General features: G+C 29.9%; 16 protein-coding genes. 7 read left to right on the plus strand and 9 right to left on the minus strand.

Translation table 11 applies throughout. The features are described 5' to 3' along the window. The first annotated feature begins 2 nt into the window (after nt 1-2). Nucleotides 3-1268, plus strand: a complete 1266-nt coding sequence (locus tag QPK35_RS07405; protein WP_290033311.1) for a dicarboxylate/amino acid:cation symporter — start codon at nt 3-5, stop codon at nt 1266-1268. A gap of 47 nt (nt 1269-1315) precedes the next feature. Here the strand turns inward: QPK35_RS07405 and QPK35_RS07410 are convergent, their stop codons facing one another. From QPK35_RS07410 to QPK35_RS07425, 4 genes are all read right to left on the minus strand, one after another. Then, a complete protein-coding gene (locus QPK35_RS07410; RefSeq protein WP_290033312.1) occupies nt 1316-3178 on the minus strand; it encodes an acyltransferase family protein in 1863 nt (620 codons plus the stop codon). A gap of 401 nt (nt 3179-3579) precedes the next feature. Then, entirely contained in the window at nt 3580-3927 is a 348-nt protein-coding gene (locus QPK35_RS07415) for a hypothetical protein (protein ID WP_290033313.1), read from the minus strand. Between the two features lie 358 nt (nt 3928-4285). After that, nucleotides 4286-4948, minus strand: coding sequence for a class A sortase (locus tag QPK35_RS07420; protein ID WP_290033314.1), 663 nt, complete (start codon nt 4946-4948; stop codon nt 4286-4288). A gap of 71 nt (nt 4949-5019) precedes the next feature. Further along, nucleotides 5020-6702: a S8 family serine peptidase gene (locus tag QPK35_RS07425; protein ID WP_290033315.1), complete on the minus strand. Its 1683-nt coding sequence runs from the start codon at nt 6700-6702 to the stop codon at nt 5020-5022. Nucleotides 6703-6903: 201 nt separating this feature from the next. On the opposite strand from QPK35_RS07425, the gene QPK35_RS07430 reads away from it, so the two are divergent. Both QPK35_RS07430 and QPK35_RS07435 read left to right on the plus strand, forming a co-directional pair. Next, complete coding sequence (locus tag QPK35_RS07430; RefSeq protein WP_290033316.1) at nt 6904-7788, plus strand: Rgg/GadR/MutR family transcriptional regulator; 885 nt, start codon at nt 6904-6906, stop codon at nt 7786-7788. 51 nt (nt 7789-7839) lie between these two features. After that, complete coding sequence (locus tag QPK35_RS07435) at nt 7840-11205, plus strand: putative mucin/carbohydrate-binding domain-containing protein (protein WP_290033317.1); 3366 nt, start codon at nt 7840-7842, stop codon at nt 11203-11205. Between the two features lie 66 nt (nt 11206-11271). Here QPK35_RS07435 and QPK35_RS07440 read toward each other — a convergent pair whose 3' ends face one another. Then, the gene (locus QPK35_RS07440; RefSeq protein WP_290034271.1) at nt 11272-12687 is read right to left on the minus strand and encodes an APC family permease; all 1416 of its coding nucleotides are present in this window, start codon (nt 12685-12687) and stop codon (nt 11272-11274) included. A gap of 104 nt (nt 12688-12791) precedes the next feature. Next, on the minus strand, nt 12792-13037 hold the full coding sequence (locus QPK35_RS07445; protein WP_290033318.1) for a hypothetical protein: 246 nt from the start codon (nt 13035-13037) through the stop codon (nt 12792-12794). Between the two features lie 429 nt (nt 13038-13466). Here QPK35_RS07445 and QPK35_RS07450 point away from each other — a divergent pair, with 429 nt between their 5' ends. Both QPK35_RS07450 and QPK35_RS07455 read left to right on the plus strand, forming a co-directional pair. Then, on the plus strand, nt 13467-15386 hold the full coding sequence (locus QPK35_RS07450; RefSeq protein ID WP_492775580.1) for a glycosyltransferase family protein: 1920 nt from the start codon (nt 13467-13469) through the stop codon (nt 15384-15386). Nucleotides 15387-15837: 451 nt separating this feature from the next. Further along, a complete protein-coding gene (locus QPK35_RS07455; protein WP_290033320.1) occupies nt 15838-17016 on the plus strand; it encodes an Ig-like domain-containing protein in 1179 nt (392 codons plus the stop codon). A 105-nt stretch (nt 17017-17121) separates the two neighbouring features. Here QPK35_RS07455 and QPK35_RS07460 read toward each other — a convergent pair whose 3' ends face one another. After that, nucleotides 17122-17658, minus strand: a complete 537-nt coding sequence (locus tag QPK35_RS07460; protein ID WP_290033321.1) for a DNA-3-methyladenine glycosylase I — start codon at nt 17656-17658, stop codon at nt 17122-17124. A 269-nt stretch (nt 17659-17927) separates the two neighbouring features. Between QPK35_RS07460 and QPK35_RS07465 the strand changes: the two genes are divergently transcribed. Beyond that, nucleotides 17928-19286 (plus strand): DUF805 domain-containing protein, encoded by a 1359-nt coding sequence (locus tag QPK35_RS07465; protein ID WP_290033322.1) that lies wholly within the window; start codon nt 17928-17930, stop codon nt 19284-19286. 37 nt (nt 19287-19323) lie between these two features. Here QPK35_RS07465 and QPK35_RS07470 read toward each other — a convergent pair whose 3' ends face one another. Then, on the minus strand, nt 19324-20604 hold the full coding sequence (locus tag QPK35_RS07470; RefSeq protein WP_290033323.1) for an Ig-like domain-containing protein: 1281 nt from the start codon (nt 20602-20604) through the stop codon (nt 19324-19326). A 133-nt stretch (nt 20605-20737) separates the two neighbouring features. Then, nucleotides 20738-21919, minus strand: coding sequence for an AEC family transporter (locus tag QPK35_RS07475; protein ID WP_290033324.1), 1182 nt, complete (start codon nt 21917-21919; stop codon nt 20738-20740). 321 nt (nt 21920-22240) lie between these two features. Between QPK35_RS07475 and QPK35_RS07480 the strand changes: the two genes are divergently transcribed. Then, nucleotides 22241-23530 carry an adenylosuccinate synthase gene (locus QPK35_RS07480; RefSeq protein ID WP_290033325.1) on the plus strand — a complete coding sequence of 430 codons (1290 nt, stop codon included), beginning with the start codon at nt 22241-22243 and terminating at the stop codon, nt 23528-23530. Nucleotides 23531-23536 lie beyond the last annotated feature (6 nt).

A 23536-nucleotide genomic window follows, 5' to 3' on the forward strand; every position in this document is an offset into this window, starting at 1 on the left:
ATATGAATAAGAAGGTTTGGCGTTTATCATTAGGATGGCAAATTTTAATTGGATTAGTTGTAGGGATTATTTTAGGATGTATTTTCTATGACAATAATCAATTTATTAAGTTATCAAATGAGATAGGTGCAACATTTATTAATTTAATTTCAATGATTGTTTTGCCAATCGTTATTTCTAGTTTAACGGTAGGGATTGCCAATTTGGGTGACATAAAAAAATTAGGAAGAATTGGGCTTAAAACGTTGATATATTTTGAGATTCTATCAACAATTGCTTTTATTTTAGGCTTTTTTATATCCAACGTTGCACATTTAGGTTATATGGTAGATCTTAGCAAATTAAAAGGTGCAGACATCTCACAATATATACATACAGCTCAAGCAAATAAAAATTCTGGATTAGGTACAATTTTAATGTCAATTGTTCCAACCAATATTTTCTCAGCCTTGTCGAAGGGAGAAATGCTTCCAATCATTTTCTTCTGTGTTTTATTAGGGTTAGGGATTGCTTCAATTGGCGACAAAGGGCAAATAATTATTGACTTCTTAAATGCAATAGCTGCTGTAATGTTTAAAATAACAAATTGGGTTATGCATTTTGCACCATTCGGTGTTGCAGGACTTATTGGTTCGACCATCGCTAAATTGGGAATTTCTAGTTTAAAACCTCTTATTCTATTTATTGCCTTAGCATATTTGACGATGTTGATTTTTATTTTTGTAGTTTTAGGGATTACTTCTAGAATCTTTAAGTTACGAATTGTTGATCAATTAAAAGCAGTAAAAGAAGAGCTAGTTTTGGCTTTTACTACTGCTAGTTCCGAAGTTACTTTACCAAGTTTAATTCAGAAAACGCAGAAATTAGGAGTATCCAAATCTATTGCTTCTTTTGTCATACCAACAGGATATACTTTTAACTTAGATGGATCTGCTATTTATCAAGCTTTAGCTGCCATATTTATGGCACAGGCATATCATATTCATTTAAGTATCGCACAACAACTAACATTACTTGTTACGTTGATGATAACTTCTAAAGGAATGGCAGGAGTGCCTGGAGCTTCATTTATTGTATTAATGACTTCAGTAACTGCGATTGGTGTGCCAGTTTCTGGATTGGCATTAATAGCAGGAATAGATCGGTTAGTTGATATGGGGAGAACTGTAGTAAATGTAATTGGAAATGTAACAGCCACTTTAGTAATCGGAAAGTCAGAAAATGAATTTGATCAAGCAAAACATGACAGTTATATTTGTAATATATAGATTTGAATAATAAAAAGGTATTAGTTTTTAAACTAATACCTTTTTTGTTAATTATTATAGAATGTTAGAATTTGTTTTAAAATGTATTCACCATAGTATTTCAAACCATTTTCGTTGGGATGCACGTTGTCAGCATAGAACCAATCAGATTTATTGTTTGAATAATCATACCAATCGATGATATGAAGATTATGATATTGTTTCTGAGCTTTCTGAAGGGTGTCGTTAACATCATTTTGCCATGGCTTAGTTGGGACATGAACGTTTATCCAAAATACATTTCTATCAGAACCAACAATATCCATAATCTTGGAGATAGTATCTTGAGAAACAGTTCCGTTAGTTCCTAAGCTGATTAGTACAGTAGAAGCAAGTTGTTGCTGATCTTTCATAGTTTGTAAAATATCTGGAGCAGCATTTGCTTGTCTACCGACTTGTGCATTAATTACAATTTTAGGAAATTCTTGTTGTAATGTATTAGAAGCATCAGCCATTACAGAATCACCCACACCAGTGATTTGTAAATTAGCAGCAAAATCTTTTCCAGCAGGAGTGATCTGCCCATTTTTAATTAGAACTTTCTTGTTTTGTATTTTTTGTTTTGTAGAAAACTTAACTTTCTTATTATGAGCAGCTGTTTTCTTTTGGTTATCTGCAATTTGATGTTGTAGTGAAACTTTATCTTTTTGGTCAGCACTATTAACAGTGGGTTTGCAGAAGAACATACCATATGATGCAATACAAAATAGAATTAAGACAATAAATAATGGCAATTGGCGTGGTTTTATACCATTTTGTAAGCGTGCTTTAAGCACTTTGAAGGTATTTTTGAATTTAAATCTACGTAGTGGTTTTTCAACAAAACGATAAGATAATTCACTAATGATTAAAATAAGTGCGATTTCGATTATAGCGCTCATTAGAGGATGATTGCCGACATTGACTCTTGATTCATAAAATACCATTACTGGATATTGATAAATATAAATACCGTAGCTTCTTTTACCTAACCATGTAAATAATTTATTAGTTAAAAGACGATTTAAGTCAGCACCAGGATGAGCGACGGCAGCTACTAATAACATTGAAAAAATGGAGAAAATAAACATCCCACCACGATACATAAATGCAGTTTCTCCATTCATATTGAAGAACATTAGTATGATTAAAATAAGAGAAATAATACCAATCGCGTCTAGAATAACTCTATTATGAATCTTCAATTCTTTTTTTAATTTTGTGCTTGGCCAAACAAAAGCAAGGCCAACGCCAAATAAGATTGAGAATAATCTTGTATCAGTGCCATAGTAAACACGTGATGGATCTTGCCCAGAACGATATAAAAGAGCCATTAAGATTCCTGAAATGACAGCAGTAGTGGCAATTCCAATACAGATATTTTTATATTTAAAATTACATCTTAATAAAATTAACAGTATAATGGGCCAAATTAAATAGAATTGACCTTCAATCGACAGTGACCATAAATGAGTCCAAGGTGAACTAACACCAAAATTATTGAAATATGATTGATGATGTGCGATTTCGACCCAATTGTATACATACACTAAATTAGAAAAGATTGTTGATTTAATGTCTTTCAACAATGAACGTTGAAAAAGGGTAATACAAGCAGTTACGCTAAAAAGCATAACCACTAATCCAGGGTATAGACGGTGGATTCTGCGATTATAGAAATTTTTAATGCTAATATCTTCATTTTGTTCCCATTCTTGTAATAATAGATCTGTAATTAAATACCCTGATAAAACAAAGAAAATAGGGACACCTAAAAGGCCTCCTTGCATACTTCCTGGTAAAATATGATATGAAATAACAGCAATGACTGCTAAAGCTCGAATACCATCAAAACCAGTAATATATCTGCTATTAGTTAATCTTTTTTCCATGATTTTTTATACTCCATTATTTTTGTTATCTTAAAGATTATACTCTTATTCTCCACGAGATATATAAAAAATACATTTTATTTGTCATTTTAATTTAAAGATGTCCTATTAATTGAAGTTATATGTCAGATACGTTATTTTTTAATCAGTTTATATGAATATTAGTTGTGGAAATTAACAATGATTTCGTTATATAATTTTTGAAATTTAATACAAAAATTAATAATTAATAAAAGAAAATATATAAATAGTCTGATATATTAATACCAGACTATAAATGGAATATTGAGTGTGTGAAATAGAGGAATTTTATTCCTCTATTTTTTAGTATGCTCTAATCAAAATAAAAAATCAAATTTTTTTTGGAAATTTAAACCATTTGGAAAATTAATCAAATTGTTTCACATGAAAAGTGAAAGAACTAATAAAATAATTGATAATAAAGGTAAAATAATATCTTTTTTTATTAATACTGGGTATAAAATATATCCTTTATTAGATATATTATTTATTTCTAGTGCCAATAGAAATGAAGCAATAAAGATAATATCAGCGGTTTGACTGATACCATATATTTTCATATTATCAGTTTGTTCAATAATACTTGTGAGTAAAATTAAAAATAAAAATAGTGATAATAATAAATGACCAGTAGCTACTTTATATGTGTTTTTATTTTTGTCGTTAAGTTTAATTGAGCAAAAGCACATTGTAATATATAAAAACAAAGAACAAAGGACTAAATTCATTGTATTGCCTATTAAGTTTATGGATGTAGGATGAAAATTTTGTTGCGGAGATAGTAATTCTATAAACTTTATAAGGACAAATATTCCTGCATTATATATTAATAATCCAATAAGTGAGTACTTAAAAATGCTTTTGAAAAGGTTCGATAATTTTTTACAATCTTTGTTGATTATATTAATGCAAATAATAAGCAATCCTAATATCAAAACATATAGGAATGAAAAAGTGATTGAAAAAAGCCTTTTTAAAGAAATAAGATATAAAACGAAACAGATCGACAGAACCCATATTACAGAATTTTTTAAGAGATTAAATATATTGTTAGTTTTCATATTTTACAATTTCTCCTGTACTTATTTAGTAAGATATTTTTTGTTTTAAATAACGTTTTGTATGTTGTGAAAGATTATCAAAATCGGTTACAGACGTTAACTTTCCAATATAGATTTCTTTTTCCTTGTTTTTATGACTGTTAGTTATGAGCGTGAGTGTTGGATGCTTATCAGATGATAGGCATGAATATTTTTCTTTGGAAATCGTTTTTTGAGATACAATTTGAAAAGTATAATTCTTTTTGAAATCTGTAACGTATATCTCTGTTCCAACGTGAGCGTTATGATAAAGCGGACTAAACAATGTCGTTTTACTATATTGCGGATTATGTGCCATCAATGTATAATCGCCTTTTCCAATATTTTCATTAGGAGAAAGTGTTGCTGCACAAAGGCAGAGTATAGTGTTATCAACGCCATTTGCAATAGGTACATTTAGTCCTAAATTCTCATTGTAAACAATTCCTGTCACGTGAATTTCAGGATGATTTATACGTGCTTTCATAACATCAAAAAAATTAATTAACTTTATATCATCTAAATTATAGGGAACATCGTAGACTTCAGTTTCATCGATATGAGGATGGAAACTATTAATCATATAATTTGTAATTTGAATATGAAAGATAAGTATTAATGCAACTATAATTAAAATTCCAGTAGTAAAATAATGACGATTTTTTTTCATATTTTTTCCTTTTTAAAAGAGGTAAGACGTTAAGTCTTACCTCTTCTATTTTTTATCCTTTTATATTAATTTTAGTATCCCCACCACCAGTTGCTGTTCCACCAGTCATCGTCGCCGTCGTCAGAAGATGATGATTGACTTGAAGAACTACTGATGCTTGATGATTTAGAACTCTTATTTGAAGAACTGTTTGAAGAAATGATATTAGAAGAAATCAAACTAGAACTATTATTAATAATTGCAGATGAACTAGAATTATTTACTTTTTTAGAACTTGAATTATGGCTAGAGTTATTCTTAGAACTAGAATTACTATTATTGCCTACTAATTTGTTTAGAGTAACACAAGGTAATCCATATTTATTAGTTTCTAATGAACTTTGAAGTTTAGATTTAACTCCATCTGGATTATTGTATAAATTATTTTCAGAAATTTCGTGAGCAATCATTCCAGTTACTTCAGGTGCAGAGAATGATGTTCCAAGTCCAAAACTATATTGACCGTTGTGACCGCTGTATGTTAAAAGCCAATCTGTTGGGATGTATTGTTGAATAGGATTATCTATTCCTGTTCGATTTGAGTCACCACCAGGAGCATAAACAGAATCTTTAGAGTAGCATGAGTATTCTGAACGTTCCCCTTGGTTACCAGTAGCAGCTACTTGGATAATACCTGGGACACTAGCAGGTAAACTTGCACCTTGTCCTTGTGCATGCACTTGAGGATTCTTTTTGTTGATGTAATTAGTAATTGCTTGAGAATCATCTAAGTTAAGACTTTCATTTCCGGCAGCTACAACTACAGTACTACCATGTTGCTTTGCGTATTCAACAGCACGAGTCCAAGCTTGGTATTCTGCTAAATCGTTATAACCATTTTGACCATAGTAACCGCCAGTAATAATTCCATATCGACCTAAACTCATGTTAATAACATCATCGCCATTGTCTACGGCTTTAACTAATGCTTTTAGTACCCAAGATGGATTACATCCTTTTTGAGAAAATACACGATATTCGTCAACTGTTACGTTAGGATTAACACCAACCATTTCGTCTGTTCCCATAATTAAACTAGTAACAGATGTACCATGTCCAATACGATCTTCAACATCATTGGCGTTACCATTTTCATCATTATCTTGATTATTAAATCCACCTTGAGGAACAAAGTTTTCTGTATATCTAACTTTGCTACCTAATTCATTACGATAATCGCTTGTAATCCCACTATCGATAATACCAACTTTTACATGTGAATTTTTATCGTTAACATATTTTTCAGGATCTTTAGACATCATATGCATGTTCCATTGACGATCCCATAAGTATTTATTCATAGGATTATCTGGATCAGAGCTAGAAGGAATTGCTGTTGGTGTATATGAATCATTTGCTTTTTTATCAGGTGTTTGAACATCGGCATTAGTATTTTTTTCAATCTTTTTTTCTTGTTGTTGGCTAGTCCGATCAGTTTCAATCCAACCAATTTCAGGAATTACAGACTTAACCTTAATACCTTGACTCTTAATGTAGTTAACAGTGTTGTCGACAGTTTTTTTATCATCATTTTTGGTTAAAACAAAACTTGTCGTTGTGTTAGGAACATTCTTTTCTTGTTGTTCAACTTGATTTTGAGGGTTTACAGAAACATTTCCGTTTTTAGCATCTGCAGCTGATACCGGAATAGTTGTCATTAAAGAAGAACAAATTAAAGTTGTAGAAAATAAACTAAAAAACTTGGATTTTTTCATAATTAACCTCACTTTTGCTAATATATATATAATGGAAATTTAATTTTATAAGAAGAATAATAAGAACATCATATTATCAACCTCCCTTCATTTACTAACAACGTATTATTAGGATAGTTGTTTTTCTTATAAAAGAAGAAAAATGTTCACAAAAATGTCATATTTGACACAATTGTGAACACAAAAGGAGAAAGTAAGCTTATGGATAGTAACTATGGCAAAACAATTGCAAAGATTAGAGTGGAAAAAAATATTCCTGTTCAGGAGTTATTGACGGGAATTTGTGGAAGAACAGCATATTCAAATTTTGTTAAAGGAAAAAATAGTACATCAATTGATACTTTTATGAAACTGTTAGATAAATTACATGTCAGTTTTACTGAGTTTCAATATATTTCCAATGATTTTGAAATTAATGAGGAGCAAAAATTTATTAATGATTTGCAAAATTGCATCTCTGTTGGAGATATAGAAGGACTTTCTGAATTGTTAAAAAGAGTGATTAATAATTGTTATATTTATGAAGATAATGACAAGTATGTACATTTGGCTTGTATTACTGAATTGACAATAAATAAATTAAAAAATGAATCTTTGAATCAAGAAGCTAAAAAGATAATCATGAAGTATTTGATAGAGTGTGAAACATGGACGCATTATGAAATTATGATATTTAATAATGCTATGTTTATATTTTCTGCTGATCAAATAAGAGCTTTTCAAACAAAAGTAGTTCATAACATTGAAAGATACCAAAGTTTGAGAGTATATGGGAATGAAAGTTTTAGAGTATTACTTAATATTTTGATGATTTTTATAGATAATAAAGCGTATAAAGATATCAGAATAACTGGGGGATTAATTGATAATTATCAATTAAAGGAAGATATGTTATTCGAAAAAAATCTAAAATTATATTTTTCTGGAGTGATTAATTTAATTGAGGGAAGAGATGTTAGAGGATTAGAGGAGATCCAAAAAGCACTCAATATTTTTAAAATGCTAAATGCTAAAAACTATGAAAAGAATCTAAAAAGATATATAGAATATATAATCAAAAAGTACGATTTGGAAATTAAATTATAAGTGATAAAATAAAATTGTTAAAAGGACTAACTAATTAAGGAGTAAGTGAATATGAAAAAAATGAGTAAGTCAAATTCTGGTAGTATGTGGGAAAAGTCTCTCTATTCGACGATTTTAGGTTTTTCTTTGTTAGGAGGGGGATATGGACAGATCCATGCTGATAATCTTAACAAGAATGCCAGTGATTTAATGTCATCGAGTTCACAGACTTTGTCAATATATTCAAATCAAAAATCAAGTTCTGCTGAAATGTCTAGTGTTAAAACTAGTTCGAAGGTAGTCAGTTCAAGCAATATAAACGCGTCATCAAAAATATCTAATTCTAGTATTAACAGTAAATCATCTATTTCAAAACAAAAGAGTAGCTCGAGCTCAGTAGTTTCAAGCAATAAAAATATAATTGCGGAACAATCAAGCGGATATAGAAGTCAGAGTACAAGTAAAAAAGTCTCATCTTCTAGCAGTGCAGTATCTACTAAACCAGTGATTGATCATCATTCAAGTTCAAATAATAGTAGTCAAGCTTCACATGATGACTATACTCCAACAGAAAAAAAGGTAGTCAGTTCAGTTGATAAGCTTTTTAAAGATGATACTCACACTCAATTGGCAGAAGATGTAAATAAACAATTATTGGATAAAACTAAAAAAAGTTTGGAATTAATCAATTCTAATACTGTGTTATATAACGAAGAATCAAACTTAGTAAAAAAAGCAGAGGAAATGCTATATGACTGGCAATTAAATGGCTTAGGTGAAAATAAGTTTGGAGATATTAGTTTTCATAATGATGGATCTAATGAACTTATTATAAATATTAATGGTACACCGCATGTATATTATCAGGGGAAAGATTATGCTGAGATAGATATTACAACCGCTGATGGTAGTGAAAAATATCGTCAAAACTTTATTGGTGATCAGAATTATAAAATTTCTCAAACAATATCCTTAAATAATGGAGATATTATCCATATTTATCATGCGGAGCCAACTCGCTTAATTGTTAATAAAACAGAACTAAAAGATGATTTACTCAATTCAAAAGATTTTTATTATCAATTTGAAAATGGACAATTAAAAAATATAACCGATTATACTGTTTTGAAAAATGAAATAAATGCACTATTTGAAACAAATTCAAATAATACTAAATTAGCAGTGGGTATTACCCAAGATAGTATAGATGAATTGTCAAAGAACCTTTCTTCAGTTTCCAAAAACTTAACTAAAGAACAAATAAATGAATTGAAAAATCTACTTTCAATTTCACAAGGATTATTAAATTCTGCGAAAAAGAGTGGAGTAATAAATAATAATGAGATTCATAAAAAAGGCCTTTATAATTTGAATACACAAAGTATTAAGCAAACTGAAGCTGAAGGTCGTAGAATGGGGACACACCATGATAGACAGAATCTAGGAATAATTTTAACTAAGGGTTCATCACTTAATATTAGACAGATTAATGAGAACTTTAAGGGTAAATTAAAGGTTAAATTATTAGGGGATGACGGCAAAAATGAGCTATCTGCAACAATTGTTAATTCTAAAGATGATTGGACTACTATAACTGCGGAAAAAGCAGATTTAGCTGTTTTTGTTGATACTCCATGGGATACAGACGGACAAGCTACTGTAGAATATGAAGTTATTTCAGGAACAGCAAAAGAGTTGCCAGATTTTACATATAATCAAGATCAAGCAGCTTTCATAAAACAATGGAATGATACTCAAGCAGCCTACGCAATAATTGAAGGTTATAACATTCAACTTTTAGCACCAATCAAAGATATTAAATTAATTCAAGATACAGATTTAAATCAATTATTAAAAGATTATGATGAGAAATTATTCCCTCTTTATGATTCTTTAACAGGAATAGATCCAAATAAGAGTTACTCTGATCATATCCAAGGACGATATTTTGTAAAAGCTAATAAAGATGGAGTGGGTTCAGCATATTATGGTTATGAGCATACAGCGAATAATGGAGATACAATTAAGCCATACTTATCAATGAACTGGCTTCCTTGGCATGAAATAGGGCACGGATATGAATTTAGTACAAAGGATATTACTTTGACGGATGTATTTAATAATGTTTACTGTACATTATTTGAAAGTAAATACACTGATGATTTTAAGAATCAAAAAGGTTGGATTTGGGGTAATCATAAAGCTGAATCAATTAAAAAGACAATTGATCAAATCCAAAATGGAAGTTCCTATTCTAAAGGATTAGGGTATGATTCACGTTTGATTATTTTATATAACTTATTAAGCTATGATAATGCGAATGTCATGATTCGGTTAAATGAGCTTAATCGTGAATTTGCAGTAAATAAGAGTCAATTTGCAGGACAATTTGGTACAGTCATAGCGATTGTATATGCTAAATACTATAATTTAAACGTAATTCCATACTTAAATTGGGTTGGGATTCCTGTAAATAGCATAGTTGCTAATGAAATTGAACAGCAACATTATTCAATTATTAATTCTTTATGTAATATGGTTTCTGAAGATCAGATCACTACCGCTGCTAATAAATTAGGATGGAATTTGGAAGATAATACAACATTAGATAATTCCATGGCATTAGTAACTGATAGTCAATTGAATAACAAGACAAATAAATGCAATATTACAGTAAATATTCAAGATGTATCTAAAATAAAGAATCGCTACCTTACAGTTTATGATGGCAAAAAGGTAATTAAAAAAGTACGAATTACAAAGTCAAATCTAAGTTTAGGTAATCTTCCAATGGGAATGTATACATTAGTTATTAGTGGAAATGATGGTTGGACATTTACCGATCCATATTTGAAAGTAACTAGCGATGGTACTGTAAACTTGAATGTGATTAATAATTATGTTTTGTCTGATGTTAAAAATATTTTCCAAGATGATACTTTTACAAAGGTCAAGGATGGTACAACTCATCAACAAATAGAAGATTTAAAGAAGAAAATTGAAAGTTTAACAAATGAAAAGCAACGTAAATATAATGAACAATTGTTAGATAAAGCTGCTGCTATGATTGATGAAATTGATATATCTGGTCCAATTTCAAAAGTAGCAACACTTACATACAATAATGACAAAATGTTGCATATAAAATATTACGGCGGACAACCTCATTACTTGTTTAAAGGGAAAAAATATATAGAAATTAAGGTAGTAAATCCTAATGGACAAGTTGTATATGACACAGCTATTAATGGTGATCAAAATTATAAGGCTCAGGATGTAGATGTTCCTTTGGAATCAGGAAGCAAAATTATTGTTTATGATGTTGAAGGAAATAGTAATAGATATTCAGTTTCAGACTCACGACTTAAACCAGAAGCAAGCAAAACTTATGAATATGAAGTGGGTGCTGATGGAAAATTGAATTGTGTTAACTCTTAATTAAGTAATTTAGAGACTAAATAACCCCATAGTTATTAACTATGGGGTTATTTTTGATTCTTTATATTAATTTCTTTGTCTTTTTCTTTCGATTTTTGCTAGTAATGGGAAGATTAATCCTAAACCAAACAGAACTACTACAGTAAAGATATTCATTAGTAATTGACTATTCCATGCACTTGTTCCAAATGGGACTTCTTGTGGTAAAAATGCCATAACAGCACAAGTGAAAGATAGGATTAAACAGAACCAACCTACCATTAGTGAGCGCGTTCGATTTTTTATAAATATAAAACCTGAATTAAATTCTTCCTGATGAAGTCGAACCATAATAAATGCAACAAAAAGGAAACAGTTTTTAAATGGATTTACGATACCATTAAGATTTAATAACCAGTTAAATACACTGTTGATATCTGGTAAAGTCCCACTCATTAGCAGTAAGAATAAACAAACTCCAGAAGTTAAATAATAACTATGAATTGGACGTCCATTTTTATCTTTTTTAAGCATCCATTTTGGCATGTATTTTTCGTCTGTATCACCAGCTAAGACCCAACTTACAGCATCTAAAAATACGGCTAATTGAGCAAACATATATAGCGATTGGACAACAGCAAAAATGTACATTAATACTTTTCCTAATCCCATTCGTTGACCTAGTAATTGGAATGCATAATACGATCCATTCATTTTTAAGTCATGAGGAAGATGATTGGCATTAAAGAACATTGATAATGCTAATGTTCCAAGGACAGTCAAACATGATGTTAAGATTGCTAGTAAAATCATTGCTTTAGGTAATTCTCGATTGGGGTTTCGTAACTTTGAAATGTATGGAACGGCAACTTCTGCACCTGAAGCAGCAAACATTAGTAATCCGGTTGATGACCAATATTTTGCATCAAATGAAGGGATAAATGCTTTTAGGTTGAATGGATGCGTGGCAATCTTTGCGCCGTGAAGAATGGCCCATCCAGTCATCCCTACAAAAAGCATGGTCATTAAAAACATTGATAGAGCAGCGATTGCTGAAATTATTTCTAGGGAATTTTTGATTAGGTTTTGTCCTAAAATGAATACGAAAATAATCGCAAAAGTTAATAATCCAAACATTGTATTGGACATTAATGAGTTAAGAGAAGAGTTTCCGAGAAGAATCCAACTTATAGAGACGACAGCTGAGTTGGCTACATCAACAATGTATGGCATACACGATGCCCAAAAAATCCATGCGGTACAATAGCCTAAAAAATTACTATGGGTACTACGACGTATCCATGAAGCTAATCCTCCATCTTGTTCATCGTCAAACGTTGATCCTAATTGTGCGACTACTAATTCATATGGTAAAGCAAATAAAATAATGATTAGAACCCAATTGAATACAACTGAAAGGCCTTGGTTTTGGAGAGGATATAAAATATCATCAAAACCTACAATTACAACGAAATCTAAAAAAGCCAGTACTGGCCAAGGCATTTTAGTACGTTCCTTAAATATATCCAAAATGACACACTCCTTTTTAGTTCATTCTAAGGCCATTTTATAAAAAAATTTTAAGTATAACAATAGAAAATAAATTATTAAATTAATTTACGTGAAAAAAGAAACAGTACTTCTAAGTTTTTAAGCTCTTTTAAATTTTCCTTGATAAATTTCTTTGCGTGATATCTAGTCAAAAATAATTTAGTATGTGTATTATCATTGCGATAACTATTAACATCTTTAATTTGTTGTAGTGTACGCCAACAAACATGAATATCGTCCTTGTTAAAATGACTCCATTCAGAGTATATTGTATGATCATCTTTTTTTGCTATTACAAACATTAATTCTTCACCTATAACCAATAAAATTAATAAAAAAACTCTTATCGCAAAATTGCGATGAGAGCATTAAAGAGTAGTGATTGTGTAATTATAATATCACACTTATTTTATTTATACTAAATTTGTAATAATAAGAAAAAAGCGATAATATCAATATTCTTATCGTTATCCATATCGAAATAAATTTATTTTTAAATAATAATTAATGAATACGTATTATAATCGTTACTTTATCGTATCCTTTTTTAATTGTTTTTTTACTTTTGTAGCTTTGATGATGAATTTATTCAGGATTATAAAGGAAATGAATTAAGTATAAAATTATATTAATTCGATGACAAAGATATTATAATGGTAAAAAGTTAATACTAATTAGAATGGTATAGCTGAATTATTAAGGGGAATAGGTTATTTTAAAAATTATATATGATGAAAAAAATTATTTTATTTTTTAACAGTTTATTAGCAATTTGTTTGATCATTGGTATTTGGTCAAATTTTTTTTATCCGCAAAACCTTATTCAATCAACATTTATTGTCATATTGATTATTGGAATTTATATTTTAAAAAATAATGTAAACTTTTCAAAAATAAGAAATTATATTAAAAAGAATGCTTCTAAAATAATAAAGACGTTATTTTTATTAATGATTATTTTCCAGGTTATAGTGCTGATTAATTTTAAGATGACGATTTATCATGATCCATTTAGAGTTATATATCAAGCGGATTTATTAAGTCATGATCATATAGATTGGGATTATAATAGTTACTTTAGTTATGCACCTAATAATGTAGTACTATCGGTATTATTATCGGTTTGGCTAAAACTAACTCAATTGGTAAGTATTCCAACCAATATTGCGATTAATGTTTTAACGATAACTATCTTAGATATAACGATTTTTATGACGTTAAAAATTATTCGACTAGTTACATCTAGTTCTTTATTTCAAGTTGGAGTAATGCTATTCTTTTGGGCTACGCCATTAGCTTATACATATTTATTGCAAGTTTTTTATTCTGATGGCATTCTTTTATTTTGTTTTGTAAATTTAATATACTTACTGCTTAATTGGAAAAATGTTTCACATTACATTAAGTGGATATATGGCTTCTTATTAACGATAATTGCTGCATTAGGAATGATAATCAAGCCTAATTTTATTGTGATTGAAATTGCTTTGTTTTTAATTGTTATATTAAAAAAAGTAAACGGCAGAGGCTCATTAATAGTGCCATTTATTTGTGTTACTGTAGGATTATGTTTGACACCGATAATTAATAAGGAAATAGAAACAGCAGTTGGTTATTCACCAGATACACAGTATAAATTGCCTATTAGCAATTGGATTTATATGGGCTTGAATGAAAAGACATCAGGAACATATTCTTATGAAGACATCGAAAAATTAGAAGATGTAGAGTATAAGAGTAGGACATCTGAATCATTTGATTTAATAAAAGAAAGAGTTAATAAATTAGGCTTTTTTGGCTTGTTTCAACAGTGGATTAGTAAAATGGAAATTTTAGAGAATTTTGGAACAATTCAGAATGCTTATATTGGTGGGACGTATTCAGCGCCAACTTGGTTTTTAAGGTATAAAAAATTTATTTCAGGATTTATATCGGTTTTAATGCGAACTGCTATTATTATCTTGATGTATCTATTACTTAAAAAGACTCTGTTATTCGATATTAATGATATTTCTAATCGAAATTGGCTGTTTATAGAATTGACTATATTAGGGTTAATTGGATTTCACACCTTAATCTGGGAAACAGAAAGTCGCTATGGCTTGCCATTAATTTTTTTGTATTTAATATTAGTATCATTGCCAATAAAGCAAGTAAAGATGAACCTAAAGAATCGTAAAGGATTATTAGTAACTTCATTTTTGATATTGATATTTTGCGGATATAATTTATTTTTCAGTCGTCTAAAAGATAATATTGAACTTAATCCCTATGTGATTACAGCACAGAGAAGTCAATTATCAGAAAAATATCAAACTAAAACAGTGAAGTTATCACCTAGAGAAAAGATAAGCGAAAAGGTATTTTTACCAGTAAATGTCTCATATTTTTCAGTATTAATACCAGAAAAAACTAAGTTAGAGGGGCAACTAATTAATACTAAAACCAAGAAAAAATATCCTTTGCAAAAAGAAACGAAGAGTTTAGTTTATGATGGAAAAATAACTAAAGGCTCTTATATTATTCAAATTAAAAATGCTAGTAATACAGATCAAATTTGTTGGATTGTATCACCAGCAAGTTATCAGTTATCGAAATATAAAATTCAACACCAAGGAAATAAGTATTTGATTTATAAATTTGAAAAATAATTAGAAAATGAATTAAGCAAAAGCCTGCAGTAAGCAGGCTTTTTTGTGTATAAAAAAGATAAACGCCTATAAAGGCGTTTATCTCAATACTAGGTATATATAACTGTATAGTTTATAGGGAAATTTTCTAATACAATAAAATATAAAAGTAAGAGTAAAGAAACTCTTAACAAAGATATATTATTTTTTTAGAAATGTTTAATTATATATACAATACGATTTTATGATTATATATTTTGTGAGTCAATAAAAATATGCATAAATTCGCTGTTTTTGATAATTATTTTGTTTAATTTTTGATTTTTATCGTAATTAGTAAGTGATTTTAACTTTGAAGGAGAAAATTGTTAATATTTTAATTTTGATTATTTTTATAAATTAAATGTTTTACTTTCCGTAATTTATGATATATTAATATTGTTAACAATTTTATAAAAAAGGAGTGCTACAAATGCAACAACTTTTAGTGAAAGCACAAAAAAATGTGCAAGCTATTTTGTTAGCAGTAGCTACTATCTTAGGATTTTTATTCTTAAGTGGTAGTAATGTGCAAGTTGCGCAATTATCAGCAAATGGGGCGGGTGCTGATGATGCAGTTGTTACAGATGCTAATGGAAAAAATGTAACTGGTCAAGAATTAAACAAGTATACATATTACAATGTAGCTTATAAGTGGTCATTACCTGAAAATACCACAGTTAAAGCTGGAGATACTGTGACATTTACTTTACCAAGTGATGTTCAAATTCGTGTTGCTGATACAAAATTTGATGTAACAGATGAGGAAGGTCATGTAGTTGGTGAATTTGAAATTGCTAAAAATTCATCAACAGGTACATTAACCTTTAATGATTACTTTGGTAAAAATAACGTCAAAGATATTCATGGTATTTTAAATATTAAAGTTAATGGTACTCAAGAAAATGAAGCAAATGAATGGTTTTTAAACAAGGCTGGCTGGTTAGATTCACAAAATAAACCTAATTGGACAATTGTTTATAACCCACAATCAAAGAGTTTAACTAATGTACAAATCAAAGATACATTACAAAACAATCAAACTTATGATGTTAACTCAATTCAACTATGGTACGGTCATGTCGTAAATAACCAATTCGTAGCGGATCAAAAAGTAACAAACCCAGTAGAACAAGGTTTAGTTAAATTATCAAATAACAATACAGAAATGACAGTTAAGTTTGATAAATTAGATAAAGCTGTTCAATTGGTATATCAAACAAATGCAAATACATCTAATGGAGAAGTTTCACTGGTAAATAATGTCGATGCAAGTTGTGATCAATTAGGATCAGCAACAATGACTTCAACAATTGAAGTTGGTGGTGACGCTACTGCAGCAGGTACACAAAATGCTTCTTCAAGTAGTTCAATTATGAGTTCTAGTTCAAGTGCAAATTCATCAAGTGTGAGTGCAAGTTCTAGTTCAAGTGTATGCTCATCTAGTTCAACTATTAGTTCTAGCATGATTTCATCATCAAGTACAAACTGTAGACCAAATAATCCACATCGTCCTTGTCGTCCACAAAGACCATGTCATCCACAACATCCATGTCACCCATGCCACCCATGTCGTCCACAAAGACCAGTGTGCCCCCCCACATTGTCATAAACATCATCACCACTATTTCTTTAATGGTGTAGGATGTTAATTTAATAAAGGAAGATATAATTTGTGATTATATCTTCCTTTTTGTTTGTAATGAGAATATGAATTTTAATATTTAAAGCAAGTGGTTTCGTGATCATTAATCATTCCAATGGCCTGAATAAATGATTGAATTGTTACAGGCCCTGTAAACAGAAAACCATCTTTTTTCATTTGTTTACTGATTTCTTTCGATAACTCGGTTTGAGGTGGAATATTATGATAATCAGCATAATGATGTTTAATGGTTTTGAAATTAGTAAATGACCAAATGTATTCATTTAAAGAATTGTCTAGCTCAGAAATTATTTTAGCATTATTAATTGTAGCTTCAATTTTACGTTTGTTACGAATAATATTTTTATCTTGTAAAAGAGTTTCAATTTTATCTTCATTATAGTTTTTTACAATATTTACGTTAAAATCATCAAATGCATGTTTAAATGCGAGTCTTTTTTGTAAAATCAAATTCCAATTTAAGCCAGCTTGAAAAATTTCGAGTGTAAGCAATTCAAAAAGCATACGATCATTATGACAGGGGATTCCCCATTCATTATCATGATATTTTTGAGTTAATATATTTTGGTTTGCCCATGAACAACGCAAAGTGAACACCTCTTTTTACTTTTATTTTATCTTTTTGAAAATTAATAGTGAACCATTATATATTGAAAATATTATTTTTAATGATAACTAAGTAAAATGAGTAATAAAAAAGCATTTCGCTTCTTGTTAGAATATGATAAATTATAAATGATTAGCTTAACGAATTATTTATAATGTTGATATTTAATTAGAGGGATTCAGATATCTTGTACATTATTAATTAGAATAAGCTAATTTTTAAATGATAGCGATGAAAAGGTGGATTTTAAATGGATAAATTTTCAAGCAAAGACGGATCTTTTGTTGAAGGTTGGAAAAATTTTTGGAAAGGTTATTTCAACTTTAAAGGGACGGCAACTCGACCAGAATTACTATGGGGTATCTTGATTTATTTGGTAGTGTCTTCACTTTCAGGATATATTTTAAAATGCATTATATTATTATCAGTTAAGGGAAATTTTTGTTTTTATTATGGTATTTCATTTCTTGTAGGAATAGCCTTTTTCATTCCTTTATTGGCTTTGAATGCACGCCGATTACGTGCTTTAGGTGTTAAAGATAATGTGAATTATTGTCTTGTCATCATTCAAGGAGCTTTATTATTTTTACTCCCTGGAATCTATGTGGTTTATTCAATCATTCTTTCATTTTATTTAATTTTTAAAAAAACTGACACAGAGATTGAAGCAACTCCTTTACCAGAAATCAATTTTAAAAATAAGAGTAGAGCATTCAAACTTACATATGATTTGTTAGTAATAGTTTATCTTTTTGCATCATTTAAAGTATCGGTATGGGAAGCTCGTTTTATTTTATCTGGAGCAGGCCCATGGGCTATTATATTTACATTTGGACTAGCATTTGTTATTTTCTTAATTCCAGAAATTATTTTTTTTAATGCGTTAAAAGTAAAGACCAAAAAACGGATGGTAAGTGCAATAGCATTTAATGGATTATTTTATTTATTTTTAAATGGACTTTTAACGGCTCCTCGTCTTGATGGTGATGAAGGTGGCGTAACTCATTTTTATGCATTTAATTGGCGCCAATCTGCTGCATTCTATTTTGCAATTAGTATAGTAGTAGGGATTGCTTTAGTTTTAATGTGTTACTCAAAACGTTCACTTAAACAAAAAATACTTATCTTAACTTGTTCTAGTTTAATTGGTTTGGCTTTTGCGGGAATAACAGTTATGATTACGCAAAAGCAAAAAACTGAAACCTTAACTGAAATCCGCAGTCGGTATCGAAGAGAAGTTCGTTCAGTAAAGAAGGAGATGCTTACTGATTTAGCTGATAGCGTTACTGGTGTTCATGAAGTTAAGTTTGCAGTTCTTTCACCATCAGAAGTCACATTAAAAAATAATGAAGGATGTGATTCAGATAGAGGATGCGATGTTGAAAATGATGTGCTTTTAATTGAACTAAACGGTAAACAAATTAAAAGTAGTGATTATTATGAACTATTAGATTCAGGTGAAAATAATAGTAAGCAAAAGCAAGAATTAGCTACTAAATATGGTATTCAAATCAACCATGATAATAAAAAAACAAAAGTTGCTGATATTCAACAAAAAGAAGTCATTTGGAATCAAAGCAAACTTAATAAGTTTCAAGCAGAGAATTAATTAATAAAAAAGAAGCGTTATAACGCTTCTTTTTTTGTTAATTGTTTTTATGATAAAAAGTAATCACTGTACTAAGTAACAAAATAACTCCAATAGCTTCTAAAAGAATGCCATTTGAACTTCCTAAATTAGGCAGAACCAATTTATGACTTTTTTCGGTAGGATCATTTTTTAAATTAGAACTAGTAGTTTTTTTCGCATTTAAACTAATTTTTGAAATAGAAGAACTACTTGATAAATTTGATGAACTTGATATTTTACTAGAACTCGACTCAAAATTAGAACTCTTTGATGGTTGGGAAATTAAATTAGTAGATTGTACATTAGTGCTCTGAGTTGAAGAACTATTAATAACACTTGAACTAGTACTGCTTGATTCTTCTGAATTTGAACTTAGTGATGATGAAATAACTTTTGTTTGATTGGATGAAGTTTCATCTGAAATGTTGCCATCACCATCATAGAAGATAGATGTTTTACATTCCCAATTACTTGATTGTGGTTTGCCACCTTGGCCACCTGAAGGAAATCCTTGAACATCATTGGTTAAAGTCCCAATTTTGTTACTTTTTGATTGATATGTGATGTTGACGATACCATTTATATTATTAAGATTGATTGTCATTTGATTTCCAGTAACAGTTGCGTCGACTGGTAAGGTTTTAGTAGCAATGAATTGTCCTTCTTCGGTGTAGTAGCCTTGTTGAATTACAATAGAATTTTCTAAAATTGTTTGGCTATTATCAGCAGTATCTTTAATTGTAAGGTGCGAATAACCTTTTTCAGCATTAACAGCAATATTCCATAAAATGTGGTCTTGATTATCAACCCAGGCTACTTTATTAATATTCCAGTTGTCTTCATTTTCAGAACTAGCAACGGAACCATTAGCTGTAATGTGAATTGATCCATGACGATCAAAATCGTTATGAGTTTTAAAGTAATTATTGAAAGTTAAAGTTCCGGATTGATCACCTTCATTGATTACGAAATTGCCAATTACTATATTTTCGGAATTTTTTACATCAAAATTCAAATTAGCGTTGGCTGCCATATTAGTGGGTAATTGAAATTTTAATGTGTCTCCTTGTTGTATAGAAACGTTGTCAGGAATATTGAAATTCCAGTCAATATTGTAACTGCGATATTTACTTAACTTCGAAGTATCAGTAATAACTCTTCCTGAGCCAGTAGTTACGATTGCCTCTGATCCATTTGTTCCTGTTGCAATAATTTCAGCTGCCCTTACTTTAGAAACACCATAAATTAATCCTATAAGGATAATAAAAATAACTAACAAAAAATTATGCACTCTCATATTATTACCTTCTCTATAATTTACTCACAATTCTAATTATAGACATTTTTTCGATAAAATATCATATTTTTTAATTAAATTATTTTAATTAAAAAACTCCCAATGTTTTGGGAGTTTTAACTAATATTTATTTTTAGAAAAGATGTGCAATTAGTGGTAATGCCCAAATCCAGAAAATACATGAAAGGGCAAAACCGACAGTTGAAATAGCAACTGAGCTTGCACCTTCTTTAACATAGATGTTATAACGGCTAGAAATAATAATTCCTGAGAATGCAGGTGGTAAACCTACAGCTAAACATAACATTGCGATTTTATTTGGATCTGATCCCATACCACATAAATATGCAGTGGCAACAATAATTGCTGGTGTTAGAAATAGTCGATAAAAAGTATTCCAAAGTGCTTCTTTATCAATAGAAAATTTTACAGTTGATAAGGCAAGACCTGCAGCGAGAACAGCAACCCCCGAATTAGCTTTAGCAATTAAATCAAAGGTTGGTGTCCATGAATTTGGAATATGAATTCCTACTAAAACAAAAATAACTGCTAATAAAGGTGCAGCAGCAACAGGTTGTTTAATAGCATTTAAAATTGATAGCCAAACGGATGGCTTTTTATCAGCATCTTCAAGTTTGGTATATTCGTATTCTGCCCGTGCAAGGTCTATTTCACGTTTTATTCCGTGTTCTCGTAATGCTTTAGCTTCAGCATCAGTTACTGGTACCCCTTCAGGAATGCTTTGTGTATCAACTAACATAGTTTGTGTTTTTTTAGGATCAGCTTTTTTAGGGCTGGGCTTGTTATTTAAACTGCTGCCACCTTTTTTAGCGACACTAGCTCGTAATTTAGCTTGGCCTTGATTAATTAAGGCTAATCCGATTGGAATTGTAATTGCATTAACGACGATTGAAACAATTCCAATAACTAAGTTAGTAGTAACGTTATTACCATAGATAGGATCCAGAACCGCAAAACCTAAGAAACCAATTGTAGGAGATCCAGCAATTAGCGCACAAACAGCAGCTTCTTGTGTTGAACGATGAAACATCCATTTATCTAAATAGTAACTTAGCATGAATAATCCAGTTACACCAACTACAGAAATGATTGTTAAAACAATATCTTGAGCAAAAATCTTTCTAGTAGCTTTTACGATTGCAATAAATAATGCTGCAGGTAAAGCAATATTTAGAACTAACTTATTTAGTCCTTGTCTTTGATCATCATCAAAAACGTGAAATTTACCGCAGATATACCCTAGTAACATAATGATAAGAATTGGAATAATATCATTTTTAATAATAAAAATCATTATTATCTACTCCCCAGTGGATAAGGAGATATTAGTTAACAGTTAATCTCCTTTAATTACAAATTAAAGAGCTCTTATCATTATAATAAGGCATTCGCCTGAAGTTTCCATTATTAGCACTGAAAAGAATTGAAATAGTGAAATAATTTTAATTAATGTTCTATTTATTCTATATTAATCTACTTTAAAATAATTAATGTTAATATATATACTAGATATAATTAATATAAAAGTATAATATTCGTATTTTGGTATTGACGAAACAAATATATTCTTGTAAACTTACAAGGAACAGTTATTAATTACATAGGAGAGTTAATTATGTCATCAATTGTTATTATGGGAAGCCAATGGGGCGACGAAGGAAAAGGAAAGATGACGGATTATTTAGGGCAAAAAGCCGATATGATAGTTCGTTTTCAAGGTGGTAATAATGCTGGTCACACTATTACATTCAATCAGCATACATACAAATTACAATTAATTCCTTCAGGGATTTTCGAATCCGATAAGACAAACATTATCGGCAACGGTGTTGTTGTCAATCCTAAAGCCTTATTAGCTGAATTAGCCACTCTTAAACAGGCACATATAGACACTTCAAATCTTAAAATTTCAAGTCGTGCACACGTCATTTTACCTTATCATATTCAATTAGATATTTCTCAAGAAGAACAACGTGGAAAAAGCAAAGTTGGAACAACTAAAAATGGAATCGGTCCTGCATACATGGACAAAGCTGCAAGAATTGGCATTAGAATGTGTGATTTATTAGAGAAAGATACATTTGAAGCTAAGTTAAAAGAAAATTTAGCACAAAAAAATGCACTCTTCACAAAAATCTATAATGTAGAACCATTTGATTTTGATGAAATCTTTAATGAATACTATGAATATGGTCAACAATTAAAAGAATATGTTACAGATACTTCTGTTTTAGTTAACGAAGCTTTAGAACAAGGTAAGAAGGTCTTGTTTGAAGGAGCTCAAGGGGTCATGCTTGATTTAGATCATGGTACATATCCATATGTAACGTCATCTAACCCAATTGCTGGTGGAGCATTAGTTGGTGCAGGTATGGGACCACAAAATATTGATAATATGGTAGGAATTTGTAAAGCATATTCTACTCGTGTTGGTGAAGGTCCATTTCCAACGGAATTAACTGATCAAACTGGAGATTATATTCGTGAAACTGCACATGAATATGGAACTGTAACTGGTCGTCCACGTAGAATTGGTTGGTTTGATGCAGTTGCAATGCAACATGCGCGTCGAGTTTCAGGGATGACTTGTTTAAGTTTAAACTTACTTGATATTTTAAGTGGACTTAAGAAAATTAAGATTTGTAAGGCTTATGAATTAGATGGGAAGCAAATTAATTACTATCCAGCAAGTTTGAAAGAATTGGAACGTTGCAAACCAATTTATGAAGAACTAGATGGATGGGATGAAGATTTAAGTGGCTTAACAGAATATGATCAACTTCCTGCAAATGCTCAAAAGTATTTGAAGAAGATTGAAGAATTAACTGGATTACCAATTATTACAATTTCTGTAGGTCCAAGTCGAGAACAAACAATTATTTTGAAGGATGCATGGGAGGCTTAAGTAATA

The sequence above is a fragment of the Ligilactobacillus cholophilus genome (genome assembly GCF_030389495.1).
Classification (GTDB): domain Bacteria; phylum Bacillota; class Bacilli; order Lactobacillales; family Lactobacillaceae; genus Ligilactobacillus; species Ligilactobacillus cholophilus.